Annotated in this window: 12 protein-coding genes; 5 read left to right on the forward strand and 7 right to left on the reverse strand. The window is 70.6% G+C overall.

What is annotated here, in order from left to right; genetic code table 11:
• Positions 1-1,644, forward strand: a 1,644-nt coding sequence (gene glgX / locus EP26_RS22560; protein WP_157033686.1) for a glycogen debranching protein GlgX, incomplete at its 5' end; no start/stop codon positions are given.
• A gap of 38 nt (positions 1,645-1,682) precedes the next feature.
• On the opposite strand, the gene EP26_RS22565 is transcribed toward glgX, so the two are convergent.
• Genes EP26_RS22565 through EP26_RS33420 form a run of 4 tightly spaced genes read right to left on the reverse strand, consistent with a single transcriptional unit; the run spans position 1,683 to position 6,511 of the window.
• A complete protein-coding gene (locus EP26_RS22565) occupies positions 1,683-2,447 on the reverse strand; it encodes an N-formylglutamate amidohydrolase (RefSeq protein ID WP_245624477.1) in 765 nt (254 codons plus the stop codon).
• Positions 2,448-2,488: 41 nt separating this feature from the next.
• Positions 2,489-3,223 (reverse strand): SDR family NAD(P)-dependent oxidoreductase, encoded by a 735-nt coding sequence (locus tag EP26_RS22570; RefSeq protein WP_043342094.1) that lies wholly within the window; start codon positions 3,221-3,223, stop codon positions 2,489-2,491.
• Positions 3,224-3,254: 31 nt separating this feature from the next.
• On the reverse strand, positions 3,255-4,214 hold the full coding sequence (locus tag EP26_RS22575; protein WP_043342095.1) for a tripartite tricarboxylate transporter substrate binding protein: 960 nt from the start codon (positions 4,212-4,214) through the stop codon (positions 3,255-3,257).
• Positions 4,211-6,511 (reverse strand): penicillin acylase family protein, encoded by a 2,301-nt coding sequence (locus tag EP26_RS33420; RefSeq protein ID WP_084112795.1) that lies wholly within the window; start codon positions 6,509-6,511, stop codon positions 4,211-4,213. Before EP26_RS33420 ends, EP26_RS22575 begins: the two co-directional genes overlap by 4 nt.
• A gap of 115 nt (positions 6,512-6,626) precedes the next feature.
• Between EP26_RS33420 and EP26_RS22585 the strand changes: the two genes are divergently transcribed.
• Positions 6,627-7,856: an aminotransferase class III-fold pyridoxal phosphate-dependent enzyme gene (locus EP26_RS22585; protein ID WP_211259518.1), complete on the forward strand. Its 1,230-nt coding sequence runs from the start codon at positions 6,627-6,629 to the stop codon at positions 7,854-7,856.
• A gap of 53 nt (positions 7,857-7,909) precedes the next feature.
• A complete protein-coding gene (locus EP26_RS22590; protein WP_043342096.1) occupies positions 7,910-9,466 on the forward strand; it encodes an ABC transporter substrate-binding protein in 1,557 nt (518 codons plus the stop codon).
• 132 nt (positions 9,467-9,598) lie between these two features.
• Here the strand turns inward: EP26_RS22590 and EP26_RS22595 are convergent, their stop codons facing one another.
• Genes EP26_RS22595 through EP26_RS22605 form a run of 3 tightly spaced genes read right to left on the reverse strand, consistent with a single transcriptional unit; the run spans position 9,599 to position 14,211 of the window.
• Positions 9,599-11,230 carry a hydantoinase B/oxoprolinase family protein gene (locus EP26_RS22595; protein WP_043342097.1) on the reverse strand — a complete coding sequence of 544 codons (1,632 nt, stop codon included), beginning with the start codon at positions 11,228-11,230 and terminating at the stop codon, positions 9,599-9,601.
• A complete protein-coding gene (locus EP26_RS22600; protein ID WP_043342098.1) occupies positions 11,227-13,254 on the reverse strand; it encodes a hydantoinase/oxoprolinase family protein in 2,028 nt (675 codons plus the stop codon). Before EP26_RS22600 ends, EP26_RS22595 begins: the two co-directional genes overlap by 4 nt.
• Positions 13,255-13,257: 3 nt before the next feature.
• Positions 13,258-14,211 (reverse strand): Bug family tripartite tricarboxylate transporter substrate binding protein, encoded by a 954-nt coding sequence (locus EP26_RS22605; RefSeq protein ID WP_169747455.1) that lies wholly within the window; start codon positions 14,209-14,211, stop codon positions 13,258-13,260.
• A gap of 203 nt (positions 14,212-14,414) precedes the next feature.
• Here EP26_RS22605 and EP26_RS22610 point away from each other — a divergent pair, with 203 nt between their 5' ends.
• The gene (locus tag EP26_RS22610) at positions 14,415-16,013 is read left to right on the forward strand and encodes an ABC transporter substrate-binding protein (RefSeq protein WP_043342100.1); all 1,599 of its coding nucleotides are present in this window, start codon (positions 14,415-14,417) and stop codon (positions 16,011-16,013) included.
• 4 nt (positions 16,014-16,017) lie between these two features.
• Positions 16,018-17,706 (forward strand): N,N-dimethylformamidase beta subunit family domain-containing protein, encoded by a 1,689-nt coding sequence (locus tag EP26_RS22615; protein WP_052389541.1) that lies wholly within the window; start codon positions 16,018-16,020, stop codon positions 17,704-17,706.
• Positions 17,707-17,731 lie beyond the last annotated feature (25 nt).

A 17,731-nucleotide genomic window follows, 5' to 3' on the forward strand; every position in this document is an offset into this window, starting at 1 on the left:
GGCCTCGCCGCGCCGGAAGTCGTCGCCTATCTGCGTGGCCTCGGCGTCACCTCGGTCGAGCTGCTGCCCGTCCACACCTTCGTCAATGACGGGCCGCTGGTGGACAAGGGGCTCACCAATTACTGGGGCTACAACACCATCAGCTTCTTCTCGCCGGCGCGGCGCTATGCCCGCAACCCGGCCTTCGCCTTCTCCGAGTTCAAGGAGATGGTCGCCCGGCTGCACGACGCCAATCTCGAGGTCATCCTCGACGTCGTCTACAACCACACCGCCGAGGGCAACGAGCGTGGGCCGACGCTGTCCTTCAAGGGCATCGACAACGCCAGCTACTACCGCCTGATGCCCGACGAGCCGCGCTACTACATCAACGACACCGGCACCGGGAACACGGTGAACCTCTCGCACCCCCGCGTGCTGCAGATGGTGACGGACAGCCTGCGCTACTGGGCGACCGAGATGCGCGTCGACGGCTTCCGCTTCGACCTCGCCACCATTCTCGGGCGCGAGCCGCACGGCTTCGACGAGGGCGGTGGCTTCCTCGATTCCTGTAGGCAGGACCCCGTGCTGTCGCGCGTCAAGCTGATCGCGGAGCCCTGGGATATCGGCCCGGGCGGCTACCAAGTCGGCGGCTTTCCGCCCGGCTGGGCGGAGTGGAACGACCGCTTCCGCGACACCGTGCGCGCTTTCTGGAAGGGCGACGAAGGCATGGCGGCGGATCTCGCCGCGCGCCTCACCGCCTCCGGCGACAAGTTCAACCGCCGCGGCCGCAAGCCCTGGGCCAGCGTCAACTTCATCGCGGCGCATGACGGCTTCACGCTGAACGACCTCGTTTCCTACAACGACAAGCACAACATGGCCAACGGCGAAGACAACCGTGACGGCCATTCGAACAACCATTCTTGGAACCACGGCGTCGAGGGCCCGACCGACGACCCCGAGATCCAGGCGCTGCGCGAGCGGCAGAAGCGCAACATGATGGCGACGCTGCTGTTCTCGCAGGGCACGCCGATGGTGCTCGCGGGCGACGAATTCGGCCGCACCCAGCAGGGCAACAACAACACCTACTGCCAGGACAACGAGCTGAACTGGGTGGACTGGGCCGGCATTGATGCCGAAGGCCGCGGTCTCGCCGCCTTCACCCGCAAGCTGATCGCGCTGCGCCAAGCCTTCCCCATGCTGCGCCGCAGCCGCTTCCTCACCGGCGCCTACAACGAGGAGCTGGAGATCAAGGACGCCACCTGGATCACGCCGGCCGGGACGGAGATGGATGGCCAGCACTGGGACGACCCGAACACCCGCTGCTTCGGCGTGGTGATGGACGGCCGCGCCCAGGCGACCGGCATCCGCCGCCCAGGCTCGGACGCCACGCTCCTGATGATCCTGAACTCCTACCACGAGGCCGTGGAGTTCTCGTTGCCGGAGCCGCCGGCCGGCCAGCGCTGGCTGCTGCTCATCGACACCAACCGGCCGGAGATGGAAGAGCCGGAGCCCTTTGAGTTCGGCCATCCCTACGTCGTCACCGGCCGGTCGCTGCTGCTGCTGGTGCTGCGGCCGGAGCGGGGCGGCACCGGCATCCTTGCCGCGGCGCGTGCGGCGCTGCGGGCCGGCACCTCCGCGCCGCCGCTACCCGACGCGGCAGGCTGACCCCAGGGGGCGAACCAGGGGGCGAAGGCCGGCCAGGCTCATCCGGCCGGCCCGTCGCAGGCGGCGATGGCCTGCCGGATGGCCGGCTCCAGCCGCCCGGCCCAATGCGCGATGCCGGCGGCATCGGCGAGCAGGTCCTGCCGCACCTCGATCAGCAGGGCCGGCAGGCCGCGCGCATCGCCATGCACAGGCACGGTGTAGTCCTCCTCGATCTCGATGCGGTAAGGCTCGTTCTCGCCGAGGCAGAGGCCGGGTGCGGCCAGGGCGCCGAGCAAGGCGCGGCCGAAACCCTCTGCCGCGCCGAACAGCACGCCGGCCTGCCAGGGCCGCGCCACGCCGCGATAGACCGGCGTGAAGCTGTGCACGCCGATGATGCATCCCGGCCGCCGCGCCTCGATATGCCCGGCGACGGCGGCCTGGAAGGGATGGAACAGCGTCGCCTCCCGCATCGCCCGCGCCGCCGGGTCGAGGCCGAGATTGCCGGGGATCACCGTATCCTCGCTCCGCTCCGGGATGGAGGAGGGCACGCTGAGCGGGCGGTTGCAGTCGATGACCAGCCGCGAATAGCCGGTAGCGAAAAGCGCGGCATCAAGACGCCTCGACAGTGCCTCCGCCAGGCTGAGCGCGCCGATATCCCAGGCGATGTGCCGCCGCAGCTCGGCCGGCGGCAGACCGAGATCGCCAAGCCGGCGCGGCAGGCGATTGCTGGCGTGCTCGCAGAGCAGCAGGCAGGGCGAGGCGCCTGCGAGGTTGTGCGCGGTGAAGGGCGGCGGCTCATCCGCCGCCAGCAAGGCCATGGGCATCGGGGCAGGCTCCGGCATGAGATGGCGGCGGGCCGCGAGGGTCAGTTGAACGCCATGCCGCCGGACAGGGCGACGGTCTGGCCCGTCATATAGGCATTGCCCACCAGCATCATCACCGCCTGAGCGACCTCCCCGGCGGTGCCGAAGCGGCCGAGCGGGATGCGGGCTGGCGATTGGGCGACGCCCGACCTCACCATGTCGGTGTCGATCAGCGAGGGCGCCACCGCATTCACCGTGATGCCCTCCGTGACCAGGCGGGCCGCGTAGCCGCGCGTCAGCCCTTCGAGCCCGGCCTTGGAGGCGTTGTAATGCACGCCGATGGCTCCCGCGCCGCGCGCGGCACCCGAGGAGATGTTGACGATCCGCCCCCAACCCCGCGCCCGCATATGCGGCAGCACCGCCTGGGTGCAGAGGAAGGCGGATTTCAGGTTGACCGAGATCGTCGCGTCGAAATCCGCCTCGGTCAGCGTGTCGATGCCGCGGATCAGCGCAATGCCCGCATTGTTGACGAGGATACCGACCTGCCCGAGCTCCTGCGACACGGCCTTGACCATGCCTTCGACGGCGCCGCCATCGGACACATCGGCCTGGACTGCCATGGCGCGGCCGCCGCCCTGCCGGATCGCCGCGGCCACCGCCTCGGCCTCAGCCGACCTCGCCCGATAATTCACCGCGACCGCCGCCCCCGCCTCGGCCAGCGCCAGCGCGATGGCGGCCCCGATGCCGCGGGACCCGCCGGTGACCAGGCCGACGCGGCCGTTCAATGAGCTCGACATGGCCCTTACTCCTCGGTCGCGACGCGGGCCGCTACTGGCGCTCGATTCCGGCCTTGGCGGCGACCTCGGACCATTTCGTCACCTCGGCAGTGACGAAGGCCTGCGCCTCCTCCGGCGTGCTGCCCACCACCTCGGCGCCGAGCCCCATCAGCCGCTCCCGCACCGAGGGGATGCGCAATGCGGTGGCGGTCCCGTCGGCGATGGTCCGCACCACCGGCGCCGGGATGCCGGAAGGGCCGATCAGCGCGCCCCAGGTCGCTGCCTCGTAGCCGGGAAAGCCGCTCTCGGCCACGGTCGGCACCTCAGGCAGCACCGCCACCCGCCGCGCGGCCGTGACGGCGAGCGCCTTCAGCTTGCCGCCCTGCACATGGCCGAGCACTGCCGGCAGGGTGTCGAACATCACGCCGATGCGCCCCGCCATCAGGTCCGGATGCGCCGCCGTGCTGCCACGATAGGGCACATGGGTCATCTCCACGCCCGCGCGGCTGGCAAACATCTCGGCGGCCAGGTGCACCGCCCCGCCCGTGCCGGCGAAGCTGACCTTGCCCGGCGCCTGCCGTGCCAGGGCGGCCAGCTCCTGCGGGGTATTGGCCGCGAATTCGGGCGCCGCCACCAGCACCAGCGGCACGGTATAGACCACCGTCAGCGCCGCGATGTCGCGCAGCGTGTCGAAAGGGGTGCGGTAGAGCGGCACGTTGACCGCATGGTTCACCGAGACGAGGCCGAGCGAATGCCCGTCCGCCGGCGACTTGGCCACCGCCTCGGTGCCAACGATACCATTCGCCCCGGCACGGTTCTCAACCACGACGGGCTGGCCCCAGGCCGATGGCAGATGCTCCGCCAGGAGCCGGGCGGCAATGTCGGATGCGCCGCCCGGCGTGTAGGGCACGATGATGCGCACTGGCCGGTTGGGGAAGGCCGGCTGGCCATGGGCGCGCCCGGCTAGCATGAGGGCGGGCAGCGCGAGCGCCGCGCGGCGGGGGAGTGTCATGGGCGTCCTCCTTGTCTCGATGGCTGCAGCACCTGGGTCGCACCGGCCTCTCGCTCGATCACCGGCCAACAGTAGCGCATCGGCACCATCCGGCAGTCGGACCAGGCAGCGTTCTGGTCGGCATAGTGCAGGCTGCCCGGCCGGCCGGAGACGCCGTGGAAGACGGCCCAGAGGCTGTTGTCCCAGTCGCCGACATCGAAGGCATAGCGCGCCAGCGCCCCATAGGTGGCGGCGGTGCCGGCCGAGGGCAGCATCCCCACCGCCAGCACCGTATCGCCATCGCCGCCCAGCGGCTGCGCCGGCGGGTCGAGCCCCGCCTCGGGGAAGAGCGGCGTCAGCGGATGGCTGAAGCGCGGCGCGTGGGCCTCGCCCCAGGGCCGCGGCGGCTCTGCGGCGGCACGGCGCAATGCCTCGGCCAGGGCCTCCGTCCAGGACCAACCGCCCAGCAGTGCCGTGTCATCGTCCCGCAGCAGGCGCGGCAGGCACCACCAGAGCTGGTTCATCGGCACCACGCCGGGCGGAACGGCGAGATAGGGATGGCCGGCAACCCCGGCGAGCCCGCTCCGCTCGGCCAGCAGGGCAGTGAGCGCGCGGCGCAGGGCGATATAAGCCGTGGCCGCCTCGCTGCCCGCCGCCATCCGCCCATCCCAACCGAGCAGCAAGGCGCGCAGCCGGGCCGCGGCTTGCTCCGCCGGTTCGGCCAGCGCCGCCAGCCGCTCGCGCAACAGCAGCGCATTGGGCGAGAGCACATCGGCATGCACCGCCGCCGCCCCGGCCGCTGTCAGGGATTCGCCGGCCGCGATCATCTCGGCGATGCGCCGGGCACGGTAGGGCGGATGGCAATCGGTGCAGAGATAGTCGGGATGGTCATCCGCCACGACGCGATTGTTGGCGGTGACGATGACGCCGCCTGGCGGGTCGATCACCCGCGGCATCTCGGCATATGGAATCCACCCCTCCCATTCATGCTCGCCGGTCCAGCCCGGCACCGGCAGCCAGCCATTTGCGCGTGGTCGCCGCGGCAGCGTGGCACGCACGAGCTGGCCGATATGCCCGGCGGTATCGGCCGCCACCAGGTTATGGTCGATCAACCCCCAGCCCGCCGTCGCCGCGTAGAGCTCCTCCACCGAGCCGGCACGCAGCATGCGTGGCAGGCAATCGAAGGACAGGTCGGTCTCGGCCGTTTGCACCGTGCGCAGCGCGAGCGCCGTGCCGCGCGCCGGGTCGCCGGCGATCACCGCGCCATGATGCGTCTCGATGATCTCGATCTCGCGCGGCGCCGCCCCGCGCACCGCGATCGTCTCGTGCCGCCGCGCCACCGGGCGCCATCCGCCGCGGAACAGGGTGTGCTCCGCGTTGTCGTCGAACCGCTCCACGAAGAGGTCGAAGAGATCCATGAAGGCATGCGTCACGCACCAGGCGACGCGGCCGTTATGGGCGAAATGCGGGAAGGCCGGCACCCCCGGCACCGTCAGCCCGATCGCGTCGAACGCGTCGCAGGCGACATGATGCTGCGCATACATGTTCGGGATCTCGAAGACCCGGTGCGGATCACCCGCCAGGACCGGCCGGCCCGTGGCGCTGCGCCCCGGCCCCACCGCCCAGTTGTTGCTGCCGCCTCCCGCCGCATCCGGCGCCGCTGCCTCCAGTAACGCGGCGAGGCCCGGCGCCAGCTCGGCGAGCGTCGCCTCCCAACGCCTGGCCTCGACGCCGGGCGGAATGATGAGCGCATCCATCCCGCCATCGTCGTAGCGCAGCTTGCCGACCTGCTCCGCCCCCACCACCGGCAGCGCCGCCGCGCGCCAGAGCTTAAACCAGACGGAGCCCATCAGCAGGCCGAGCCGGCGCATCACCGCGATGCTGTGCCAGCCCTCCCAGGGCTCCGGCCGCTCCCCGAGCAGCGCGTATTCGACCGGCAGCGGCGTGTCGCTGCCGATGAGCGCATTCACCCCCTCGGCATAGCGGTCGAGCATCGCCCGCGTCTCCGGCGCCACCGCCGCATAGTCGCGCCGCGAGGCCCGCTCCACGCCGAGCCGGCGCGCCAGCGCGTCCGCCTCCACCGCCGGAGGACCGAGGAATTCAGCCGCCCGCCCCGTCGCCCTGCGGCGGGTGAGGTCCATCTGGAACAGCCGGTCCTGCGCATGGACGAAGCCGAGCGCGAACCATGCATCATGCGCCGTCCCGGCGCGAAGATGCGGCACGCCCTGCGGGTCTCGGTGGATGGTGACGGGCGCCGCCAGTCCCGGCAGTTCCAGAACCCCGTCCAGCTTCGGCAATGCGGCGGCGAGGTCGGTCATCCGCACCTCACCGCGTCGGCCATGGCCGGACTGGCGGGCAGCATCGGGGCAAGGATCAGGCGTCGCATGGCTCTTCCTCCCGGGGTTATCATGCGGGGAGTTGTGGAGGGGCGCCATGGATGACCTGCCGAATTCGCTGGATGCCGCGCTGCGCCGGCGCGCCGCCCAGGTGATCCCGGGCGGCCTCTGGGGCCATCTCGACGCGGCCCGCCTGCCGGCCGGCTACCCGCAATTCTTCCGCAGCGCCGAGGGCTGCCGGCTGACCGATGTGGACGGCCATACGGTCATCGACTTCATGTGCAGCTGGGGCCCCATCGTCCTCGGCCACAGGCATCCGGCGGTGGAGGAGGCCGTCGCCCGCCAGGCCGCGCTCGGCGACGCCATGAACGGGCCGGGCGAGGTGCTGGTCGAGCTGGCAGAGGCGCTGGTCAGGCTGATCCCGGCCGCCGATTGGTGCCTCCTCCAGAAGAACGGCACGGACGCCACCACCGCCTGCGTCACCGTCGCCCGCGCCGGGACGGGGCGGCGGAAGATCCTCGCCGCGCGCGGCAGCTACCACGGCGCCGCGCCCTGGTGCTCGCCCTCGCTGGTCGGCGTCACCGCGGAGGACCGGGCGCATATCATCCACTACGAGTACAACGACATCGCCTCCCTCGAAAATGCGGTGGATCAGGCCAGCGGCGACCTCGCCGGCATCCTGGTCGCCGCCTTCCGCCACGACCTCGGCCGCGACCAGGAGATGCCCACGCCCTCCTTCGCCCGCCGCCTGCGCGAGCTGGCCGATGCCGCCGGCGCCGCGCTGATCCTCGACGAGGTGCGCGCCGGCTTCCGCCTCGACCTCGGCGGCTCCTGGGAGGCTCTCGGCGTGCGCCCGGACCTTTCGGCCTGGAGCAAGGCGATCGGCAACGGCCATGCGCTGGCGGCGGTGACGGGGGCGGAGCGCTTCCGCGAGGCCGCCTCCTCCGTCTTCACCACCGGCTCCTTCTGGTGCGCCGCGGTGCCCATGGCGGCCGCCCTGGCGACGCTGGCCGAGCTGCGGCGCCTCGACGGCCCCGCCCATATGCGGGCGATGGGCGAGCGGCTGCGCGCCGGGCTCGCGGCCGGCGCCGCCCGGCATGGGCTCGCCATCCGCCAATCAGGCCCGCCGCAGATGCCGCTGATGCTGTTCGAGGGCGATGCGGACTTCGCCCGCGGCAATGCCTTCTGCGCCGCGGCGCTGCGGGCCGGCGCCTATTTCCACCCGAAGCACAACATGTTCCTCAGCTGTGCCCATGGCCCGGCCGAGATTGACGCGGCGCTGGAGGCCGCGGAGGCCGGCTTCGCCGCGGCGGCCGCCATCGGGTGACGCGGCCGCCGCTCCGTGCCTAAGCTGGCCGGAGAAAAACCGAGGAGCGGTCCATGCAGCCTTCCACCAGGCGCAACCTCCTGCTCGCGGGCGGCGCCGCGGCGCTGGCCCGCCCTCGCCCGGCACGCGCCGCCACCACGCTGAACGTCGTGCTGGAATCCGAGGCGGTGATCCTCGACCCGCATTTCACCACCGCCGCCATCAGCCGCAGCTTCGGCTACCACGTCTTCGACACGCTCTTCGCCATGGACGATAGCGGCGCCATCCGCCCGCAGATGGTGGACCGCACCGAGAGCGCAGCCGACGGCCTGACCTGGCGCTTCGCCCTGCGCGACGGCCTCCGCTTCCATGACGGAGCGCCCGTCACCGCCCGCGACTGCGCCCTCTCGCTCGCGCGCTGGGCGCCGCGCGACGCCATGGGCCGCCTGCTGCTCGCCGCAGGCGCGCAATTCGAGGCGGCCGACGCCTCGACCCTGGTGCTGACGCTACGCGAGCCCTTCCCCCTGGTGCTCGAGGTGCTGGGCAAGCCGAACGCCCCGGTGCCCTTCATCCTGCCGGAGCGGCTGGCGCGCATCCCGGGCGATACCCGCATCACCGAGATCGTCGGCAGCGGCCCCTTCACCTTCCGTGCCGATCTCTGGAAGCCCGGCAGCAGCATGGTGCTGGAGCGCTTCGCCGGCTACCGGCCGCGCCCGGAGCCCGCCAGCTTCCTCGCGGGCGGCAAGACGGTGAAGATCGACCAGCTGGCGCTGCTGGTCATGCCCGACCAGGCGACGGCGGCGACCGCGCTGATGGCCGGCGAGATCGACTACCAGCAATACCTGCCCTTCGACCTGCTGCCTCGGCTGGAGCGGGCGCGCGGCATCACGCTGATGGGCCTCGGCGGGCTGCACATGTTCCAGGGCAATTTCCGCCTGAACCACGCGGCGCCGCCCTTCGACGACCCGGAAATCCGCCGCGTGCTCTGGCACCTGGTTGACCAGCCGGCGGTGCTGCAGGCGATCGGCGTGCCGGGGCGCTTCGCGGTGCAGCGCTGCGGCAGCGTCTTCATGTGCGACAGCCCCTATGAGAGCCGCGCCGGGGCCGAGGCACTCGACTTCTCGCTCGAGAAGGCAAAGGCCGCGCTGGCCCGCACGCGATATGCCGGGCAACCGGTGGTGATGCTGGAGGTGCAGGGCAGCATCAGCCAGACCGCCTCCATGGTGCTGGCGCAGAACCTGCGCGCCGTCGGCTTCACGGTGGAGCAGCAGGTGATGGACTGGGGTACGGTGCTGGCGCGGCGGGTGCGGAAGGAGGGGTGGAGCCTCTTCTCGGTCTATGCCAACGGCATAGACATGATCTCGCCGCTGACGCATTTCTACATCGCCAGCACCTGCGCCGACTACACGGGCTGGAGCTGTGACGCGCGCATCCCACCGCTGCTGCAGGCCTTCGCCCGAGCGCCGGACCTCGCCGCCCGCCGCAAGCTGGCCGACGAGATCCAGTCCGTCGCCTATGAGCTGACCCCGGCGGTGAGCTGGGGCCAGTTCACCATCCCCGCCGGCTACCGCAACCGGTTGAAGGGCCTGCCGCAATCGAGCTTTCCGATGTTCTGGAACGTGGAGGTGTGAGGAGCACTTAGGAAAATAAGCTTCCTTCTGGCGGGCCGGGTTTGTTACGCTGCGCGGCCACCTACTCAGAGAGCCGCCATGCCCCACCTGCCCGCCAGGCCGCCTCGAGAGGCCCCGGGCGCCCCCGCCAGCCTATTTGTCCGAAAGCTGCATCAATGGCCTAGCCACCAGCCCCGCCTCGATGTCCCGCTCAACCGCCGCCGGGTCGCGCTCCTCCGGCGGGCCGTAGCCGCCGCCGCCCGGCATCTCCACCACCAGCCGCCCGCCTGCCGGGATCACCTGGAAGCCCTTGCCCTTCAGCACCGTGCCATCGGCCAGCGACAGCCGCCCTGCTGCCCCCGGCTCCCCGCCCTCGCGTCCGCGCGCTGGGTAATGCACCCGCTCGAAGGTCGCGAAGATGCCGAAGGGCGCGCCATGCCGGTGCTCCACCTCCATCACCTGGCCGAGCCCGCCGCGCTGGCGCCCGGCCCCGCCGCTGCCGGCCCGCAGCTCCTTGGTCCAGATCACCACCGGCGCCACCGTCTCGGTGATCTCGACCGGCACGTTGCGGACGCCGGAGGGGAAGGGCGTGGCCGAGAGCCCATCCTGCCGCGGCCGTGCGCCCGCCCCGCCGGAATGGAAGGTCGTAACCATGAAGGGCTGGCCGGTCGGGCCGGTGATGCCGTGCCCGGCGCCGAGCTTGAGGTTCCAGAGGTTGCTCGTCCCCTCCGCCGGCACCCGTCCGGGGATGCACTGGTGCAGCGCGCCATAGACCACGTCTGGCAGCATGTGGCCGATGGTGGACCGCGCATTCACCGCCGCCGGATGGAGCGCGTTGACGATGCTGCCCTCCGGCGCCGTCACCCGCACCGCGTCCAGCGTTCCCGCATTGTTGGGAATGGTGGGGGCCACGATGCACTTCACCCCGAAGGCCGTATAGGCCTCGGTGTAGCAGATCGGGCAGTTGATCCCGTAGGCCGAGGCGCCGGAGGTCCCAGCATAATCCACCGCCACATGGTCGCCGGCGATGGTGACGCGGGCGCGCAGGTCGATCGGCGCGTCATAGCCGTCAATCCGCATATGCCCTTCCCAGGACCCCTGCGGCAGGGCGCGGATCGCCGCCTCCATCCCGGCGCAGGACCGTTCAATGATATGCGCGCCCAACTCGTCGAGATCGGCGATGCCGTGCTCCGCCATCATGGCGGAGAGCCGCCGCTCGCCGATCAGGTTGCAGGCGACGAGGGCATGGATGTCGCCCTCCACCTGCACCGCCTCGCGGACATTGGCGCGCACCATGCGCAGCAGGCTCTCGTCCCAGACGCCCTGCCGCACCAGCGGCAGCAGCGGGATGAACAGCCCCTCGTGATAGACCTGCCGCCCATCCGGCGACTGCCCGAGCCCGCCGATATCGACCACATGCGTGGTGCAGGAGAAGAGCGCGACCAGCTTCCCGTCATGGAAGGCGGGCGAGGTGATGACGATGTCGTAGAGGTGCCCAGTGCCCTTCCACGGGTCGTTGGTGATGAAGTGGTCGCCCGGCTTCATCGTCTCGGCGGGGAATTCGCGGAGGAAGTGGACCACGCTGCGAGCCATGGAATTCACATGCCCCGGCGTGCCGGTGACGGCCTGCGCCAGCATCCGCCCCTCCAGGTCGAAGACGCCGGCCGAGATGTCGCCTGCCTCCCGCGCGCTGGTCGAGAAGGCGGTGCGCACCAGGGCCCGGGCCTGCTCCTCGACGACCGAGAGCAGCCGGTTCCACATCACCTGCAGGCGGATGTCCCTCATGGCGCGATCTCCAGCACGAGCTGCCCGAGGGCGTTGACGCGGGCCGTGGCGCCGCGCGGCACCACGGTGGTGGTGGCATCCTCGACGATCAGCGCCGGACCTTCGAGCGCCATGCCCGGCGCCAACGCCGCCCGCTCATGGAGCGCCGCCTCCTCCCGCAACCCGGTCGCCGGGTCGAGCAGCATCCGCCATGCGGCGGGCGCCGGGGTCGGACGCGGCGGCGGCGCGGCGGCGGGCCCGGGCAAGGGGCGGCTGGTGGCCAGCGCCAACGTCCAGGTCAGCGCCTCCACCTCCAGCCGGGGAATGGTGCGGCCGAACAGCGCCGCATAGGCGGCGTCGAACCCGGCCCGCAGCGCCATGGCGTCGAGCGTGGTGATCGGCACCGCGATCTCATGCCCCTGGCCGCGGTAGCGCATGAAGCCGGTCAGCGTCTCGACCAGCGCCTCCTCCGGCGCGCCGAGGCGCACCACCGCCTCCGCCTCCATCCGCATGGCGGCGAATAGCGCCTCCAGCGCCGCGAGGTCGAGCGCATCCAGCCGCATGTGCCGAGTGCGCACCACCTCATAGGCGATCGGCGCACGCAGGAAGCCATGCGCCGAGCCGACGCCGGCGCCGACCGGCACCACGACGCGCGCCATGCCGAGCTTCCGCGCCAACCGCGCCGCATGCAGCGGCGCCGCGCCGCCGAAGGCGATCAGCGTGCGCTCGGCTGTGTCCTTGCCGTTCTCCACCGCATGTACTCGAGCGGCACTCGCCATCGTCTCATTGACGATCTCGGCGACACCTGCCGCCGCATCCTCGCCGAGCCCGGCCAGCGCCGCTGCGGCGCGGTCGAGATGCAGTGGGATGCTGCCGCCGGCGAAGCGCGCCGGATCGAGCCGGCCGAGCGCGGCATCGGCATCTGTCACCGTCGGCGCGGTGCCGCCGTTGCCGTAGCAGGCGGGGCCGGGGACGCTGCCGGCGCTGTCGGGCCCGACCTGGATGCGCCCCAGCGCATCCCGCCGCGCGATGGAGCCGCCACCGGCACCGATCTCGACCAACTCGATCACCGGGATGCGGACGGGGATGCCGCTCCCCTGGACGAAGCGATAGGCCCGCGCCACCTCGAACTGGCGGGAGCGCTGCAGCTCCAGCCCGTCGAGCAGGGTGAGTTTGGCCGTGGTGCCACCCATGTCGAAGGCGACGGCGCGGTCGAGCCCGCATTCGGCAGCGACGGCCTGGGCCAGGATGGCGCCGCCCGCCGGCCCGCTCTCGACCAGGCGCACGGGGTAGCGCCGCGCCGTCTCGACGGTGGTGACGCCGCCCGAGGACATCATCAGCAGCAGCGGCGCGGCGATGCCCGCCTCGCGCAGCCCGCTCTCCAGCCGGCCGAGATAGCCGGCCATCAGCGGCTGCACATAGGCATTGGCGATGGTGGTCGAGGCGCGTTCGTACTCACGGATCTCGGGTGCGACCTCGCAGGATAGCGACAGGGCGACGCCGGGCAACGCCTCCGCCAGCACCTCGGCCGCACGTCGTTCATGCGCTTCATGGGTGAAGCTATGCAGGAAGCAGATGGCCACCGCCTCGATGCCGTCGCGGCGGAAATCCGCGGCGATGGCGCGCAGCGACAGCTCATCGAGCGGCTTCAGCACGGCGCCATCGGCAGCGATCCGCTCCGGAACGCCACGTCGCCAGGGGCGGGGGACCAGCGGCTCCGGCCGTTCCATGTGGATGTCGTACTGCTCGAAGCGGTGCTCCCAGGCGATCTCGATGGAATCACGGAAGCCCTCCGTCGTCACCAGCGCCGTGCGGGCGCCCTTGCGCTCGATCAGCGCATTGGTGGCAAGCGTCGTCCCGTGCACGACGAGGCCGAGTTGAGTCGGTTGTCGCCCCGCGAGTGCGAGGATGCGCCGCGTGCCTTCCAGCACCGCCTGCTCGGGCGCGGCGGGGGTGGTGAGCAGCTTGGCGGACCAGTTCCGCCCATCCTCCTCCAGCACCAGGTCGGTGAAGGTGCCGCCGATATCGACCGCCAGTCTGAGCATGGGCTAATCGCCATCCACGCGGATATTGCCGGCCTTGACGACGCGGCCCCAAGTTTCGGTGTCGCGCGCCAGGAAGGCGCGATACTCGGCGATGGAGAGCGACGACGGATGCAGCCCTGCCGCATCGAACCTCGCCGCCACCGCCGGGTCGGCCAGGATCTTGCGGATCGCCGCCGAGAGCGTGTCGAGCACCGGCTGCGGTGTCTCCGGCGGCGCGGCCAGTCCGTACCAGTTCTCCGCCTCGTAGCCGGGCACCGCCTCGGCCGCGGCCGGCGTCTCCGGCAGCAGCGGCCAGCGCCCGGGCGAGGTGACGGCCATCGCCCGCGCCTGCCCACCCTTGATGAGCGTCAGCGTCGCCGGGTCGCCGAAATAGGCATCGACGATGCCGGCGGCGAGGTCGTTCAGCGCCGGCCCGGTGCCGCGATAGGGCACATGCACCATGGCAAGGCCCGACATCTGTCTGAACAGCTCGCCTGCCAGGTGCTGGCTGGTGCCGATGCCGCCCGAGGCCCAGCGAATCTCGCCGCGGCGGTCGAGCGTCGTGAACTCCTCGATCGTCTTCGCCGGTAGCGTGTTGCGCACGGCGAGGATGAAGGGCATGCGCACCAGCCGGGTGATGTGCGCGAGGCCCATCGCGTCATAGGGAAGCGCGCGCAGATGCGGCCCGGCCGTCGTCGTGCCGGCGCCGGTGAGGGAGAGGGTGTAACCATCCGCCGGCGCGCGCGACATCGCCTCCACGCCGATGACCCCGCCGGCCCCGCCGCGGTTCTCGATGATGATGGTCTGGCCGAGCTCGCGCTGCAACGGCTCCGCCAGCAGGCGGGCGGTGAGGTCGACGCCGCCGCCAGGAGGAAACGGGACGATCATGCGGATCGGCCGCGAGGGATAGCCTTCCGCCCATGCGGGCCATGCGAGGCCTGCCGCGATGATGGCCCTGCGCCGAACCCCTTGCCGCATCGCATGCTCCATCGCTGCCTGACGGAGGCTAGCACAACCCGCGCCAGCGCAAAGCCCATGGGGTCTGGCCACGCGATGGGCTGGTGCTGCCCAAGCGATGGGCAATGCGCATGCAGCGAAGTTCCACCGCAATTCAATCACAGGCCAGCTTGGCCAAGCCACGATTTATGCGTCACACTCGCCACAAAAGGCGGAGGTGCATCATGAAGCGTCGTGATATCATGACCCTGGCGGTCGGTGCGTCGTCTCTGGTCTTGGCGCGGCCCGGCGTGCTGCGCGCGCAGGGAACACCCGGGGCAACCTCCGTGCTGCGCTTCGTGCCGCAATCGGACCTGACGCTGCTCGACCCCGTCTTCAACACGGCGCTGGTGACGCGCAACCACGGCATGTTGGTCTATGACCAACTCTACGGCCTCGACGCCAACTATGTCGCGCAGCCGCAGCTCGTCGAAGGCCATGTCATCGAGGATGGCGGACGCACCTGGCGCATTACCCTGCGCGAGGGCCCCACCTTCCATGACGGCACGCCGATCCTCGCGCGCGACGCCATCGCCAGCATCGACCGCTGGACCCGCACGGATGTGCTCGGCCAGAACATCCGCGCCATCACCGACGAGATGGTCGTCGTCTCCGACCGCGTTTTCCTGGTGAAACTGAAAAAACCCTTCCCGCTGCTCGCCACGGCGCTGGCCAAGCCTTCTTCCTACTGCCCGGTGATGCAGGAGCGCTTCGCCCGCAATCCACCCTCCACGCAAGTGACGGAGATTGTCGGCAGCGGCCCGTTCCGCTGGGTAGCGAATGAGCGCATGGCCGGTTCGCGCGCGGTCTATGAGCGCTTCGCCGGCTACAAGCCGCGCAACGAGCCGGTGAGCTTCCTCGCCGGCGGCAAGGTCGCCCGCGTCGACCGCGTGGAGTGGCACACCATCCCCGATGCTGCGACCGCCGGCGCCGCCTTGCAACGGGGCGAGGTGGATTGGTGGGAGCAGCCGACAGCCGACCTCCTGCCGCTGCTGAAGCGCGCCCGCGGCGTGACGGTGGCGGTGAAGGACAAGGCCGGGCTGATGGGCATGATCCGCTTCAATCACCTGCAGCCACCCTTCGACAATCCGGCGATCCGCCGTGCCTTCCTGCCCGCCATCAACCAGACCGACTACATGACGGCGGTGATGGGCGACGACCGCTCGCTCTGGAACGACCGCTGCGGCTTCTTCCTGCCCGGCACGCAACTGGCGAGCGAAGCGGGGCTGGAGACGATGGCCGGGGCGCCCGACTACGAGAAGGTCAAGCGCAACCTCCAGGCCGCCGGCTACAAGAGCGAGAAGGTGGTGTTGTCCGTGCCGACCGACCTCACGGCGCTGAATGCCATGAGCGAGATTGCCGGCGACATGTTCCGCCGCGTCGGCATCAACCTCGACTACCAGGCCTCCGACTGGGGCTCGGTCGCCAGCCGGGTGATGAACAACCGCGACGGCCTCGACAAGGGCGGCTGGAGCGCCTGGTGCAACTACATCCCCGGCATCATCGCGCTGAACCCGGCGACGCAATCCTATGTCCGCGGGCCCGGCCGGAGCGGCACCTCCGGCTGGCCGGACCTGCCGAAGATCGAGGCGCTGCGCGAGCAGTTCCTCGCCGCCGACAGTCTCGCCGACCAGAAGCGCATCACCGAGCAGATCCAGCTCCAGGCCTTCGAGGACGTCCCCTACCTGCCGACCGGCGCCTACACGCCGCCCACCGCCTTCCGCAGCAACGTCACCGGCCTGATCGAAGGCTTCCCGCTGTTCTTCAACTTGCAGAAGTCCTGACCTCATGCCGCTTTACGACGACCCTACCGCCCGGCCGGACAGCACCGTCAATGTCGGCCCCAAGCGGATCTATCCCACCTCGGGCGACCATCACTGGCAGGAGATGCGGCCCTTCGAGGCGCCGCGCGGCGACCCGGACTGGCACGAGATCCATGTCTATACCGACGCCATCTCCTATGCGCCGGGCGAAACCGTGCAGTTCCACGGCAGCACCAATGCCGCTGAGTGGCGGATCGAAGTGACGCGCGACGGGCTGAACCCCGTAGTGGTGTACCGGGAGGACGGGCTGCCGGGCCGGGCGACGCCGATGCCGGAGGGAGCCTATGAGAAGGGCTGCGGCTGGCCGGTGCTGCACAGCTGGACGCTGCCCGCCGACCTGTCTTCGGGCTTCTACCTGGTCGAGTCCAGCGTCGCCCGGCGGCAGGGCGGCCGCTTCGTCCAGCACCACTTCTTTGTCGTGCGACCCGCGGCCGGCGCGCATCCGGGGCGGGTGCTGCACCTGCTGCCGACCTGCACCTACACCGCCTACAACGACTGGGGCGGCGCCAACCACTACGGCGGCAGCCATGGGCCGGAGGGCAATGCGATGTCGCCGCTGCTGAGCCTGCAGCGGCCCTGGACCCGCGGCATGGTCAAGTTGCCGGAGAACGCGCCGCGCATCTGCGCAACAGTCCCCGAGCCGATGATGCCGCTGCGCTACGACTTCAAGGAATGGTCCTACGCCAACGGCTTCAGCTACTACTACGCCGCGACTGGCTGGGCGCAGTACGACAGGCACTTCGCCGTCTGGGCCGAGCGTGAGGGCTATGCGCTCGACACCATCACCCAGACCGACCTGCACCTGCGTCCGGAGCTGCTCGACGGCTATTCCTGCGTCGTTGTCGTCGGTCATGACGAATACTGGACGCGGGAGATGCGTCTCGCCATCGAGGCCTATGTCGACAAAGGCGGGCATTTCGCGCGGCTGGGCGCGAATTTCACCTGGCAGGTCCGGATGGAGGAGGAAGGGCGGCGCCAGGTCTGCTACAAGAGCAATGCCCATCGCACGGACCCTATCCGCGCCACCGGAGATGATTCGCGCCTCACCAGCGCCTGGGAGGACCGGCATGTGCGCTGGCCGGGCGCTACCACGGTCGGAGTGAACGGACTCGGCGGTACCTATGCGAATTGGGGCCGCTTCACCCCGCGCGGCAGCCGCGGCTTCACCGTCTACCGGCCGGAGCACTGGGCCTTCGCCAGGACCGACCTCAGCTATGGCGACATCTTCGGCGCCGAGGCCCGCATCTTCGGCTACGAGGTGGACGGCGTCGACTACACCTTCCGCGACGGCCTGCCCTATCCGACGGGGAAGGACGGCACGCCGGACAGCGTCGAGATCCTGGCTATGACGCCCGCGGTGATGGGTGAGGCGCCGCTCGAGAGCTATACGCTCCGCGCCTATGTCGGCGCGCATGACTGGTATGAGAAGGCGGAGATGATCCATGGCGTCGCCAATGAGGAGACGCTCGCGAAGTCCTACCATGGCTCGGGCATGATGGTGTCCATGCGGCGCGGCAAAGGCCAGGTGCTGACCGCCGCCAGCTGCGAATGGGTCATGGGGCTCAAGCGAAGCTGTGCCTACACGCAGCAGATCACCCGCAACATCCTCGACCGGTTCAGGATGGCACCACTGCCCGGCGGGGAGGGTACCTAGCCCAGCCTCGCCGCCTATGGGCCTC

Origin of the sequence: Belnapia moabensis DSM 16746, assembly GCF_000745835.1 — a bacterium.
Classification (GTDB): domain Bacteria; phylum Pseudomonadota; class Alphaproteobacteria; order Acetobacterales; family Acetobacteraceae; genus Belnapia; species Belnapia moabensis.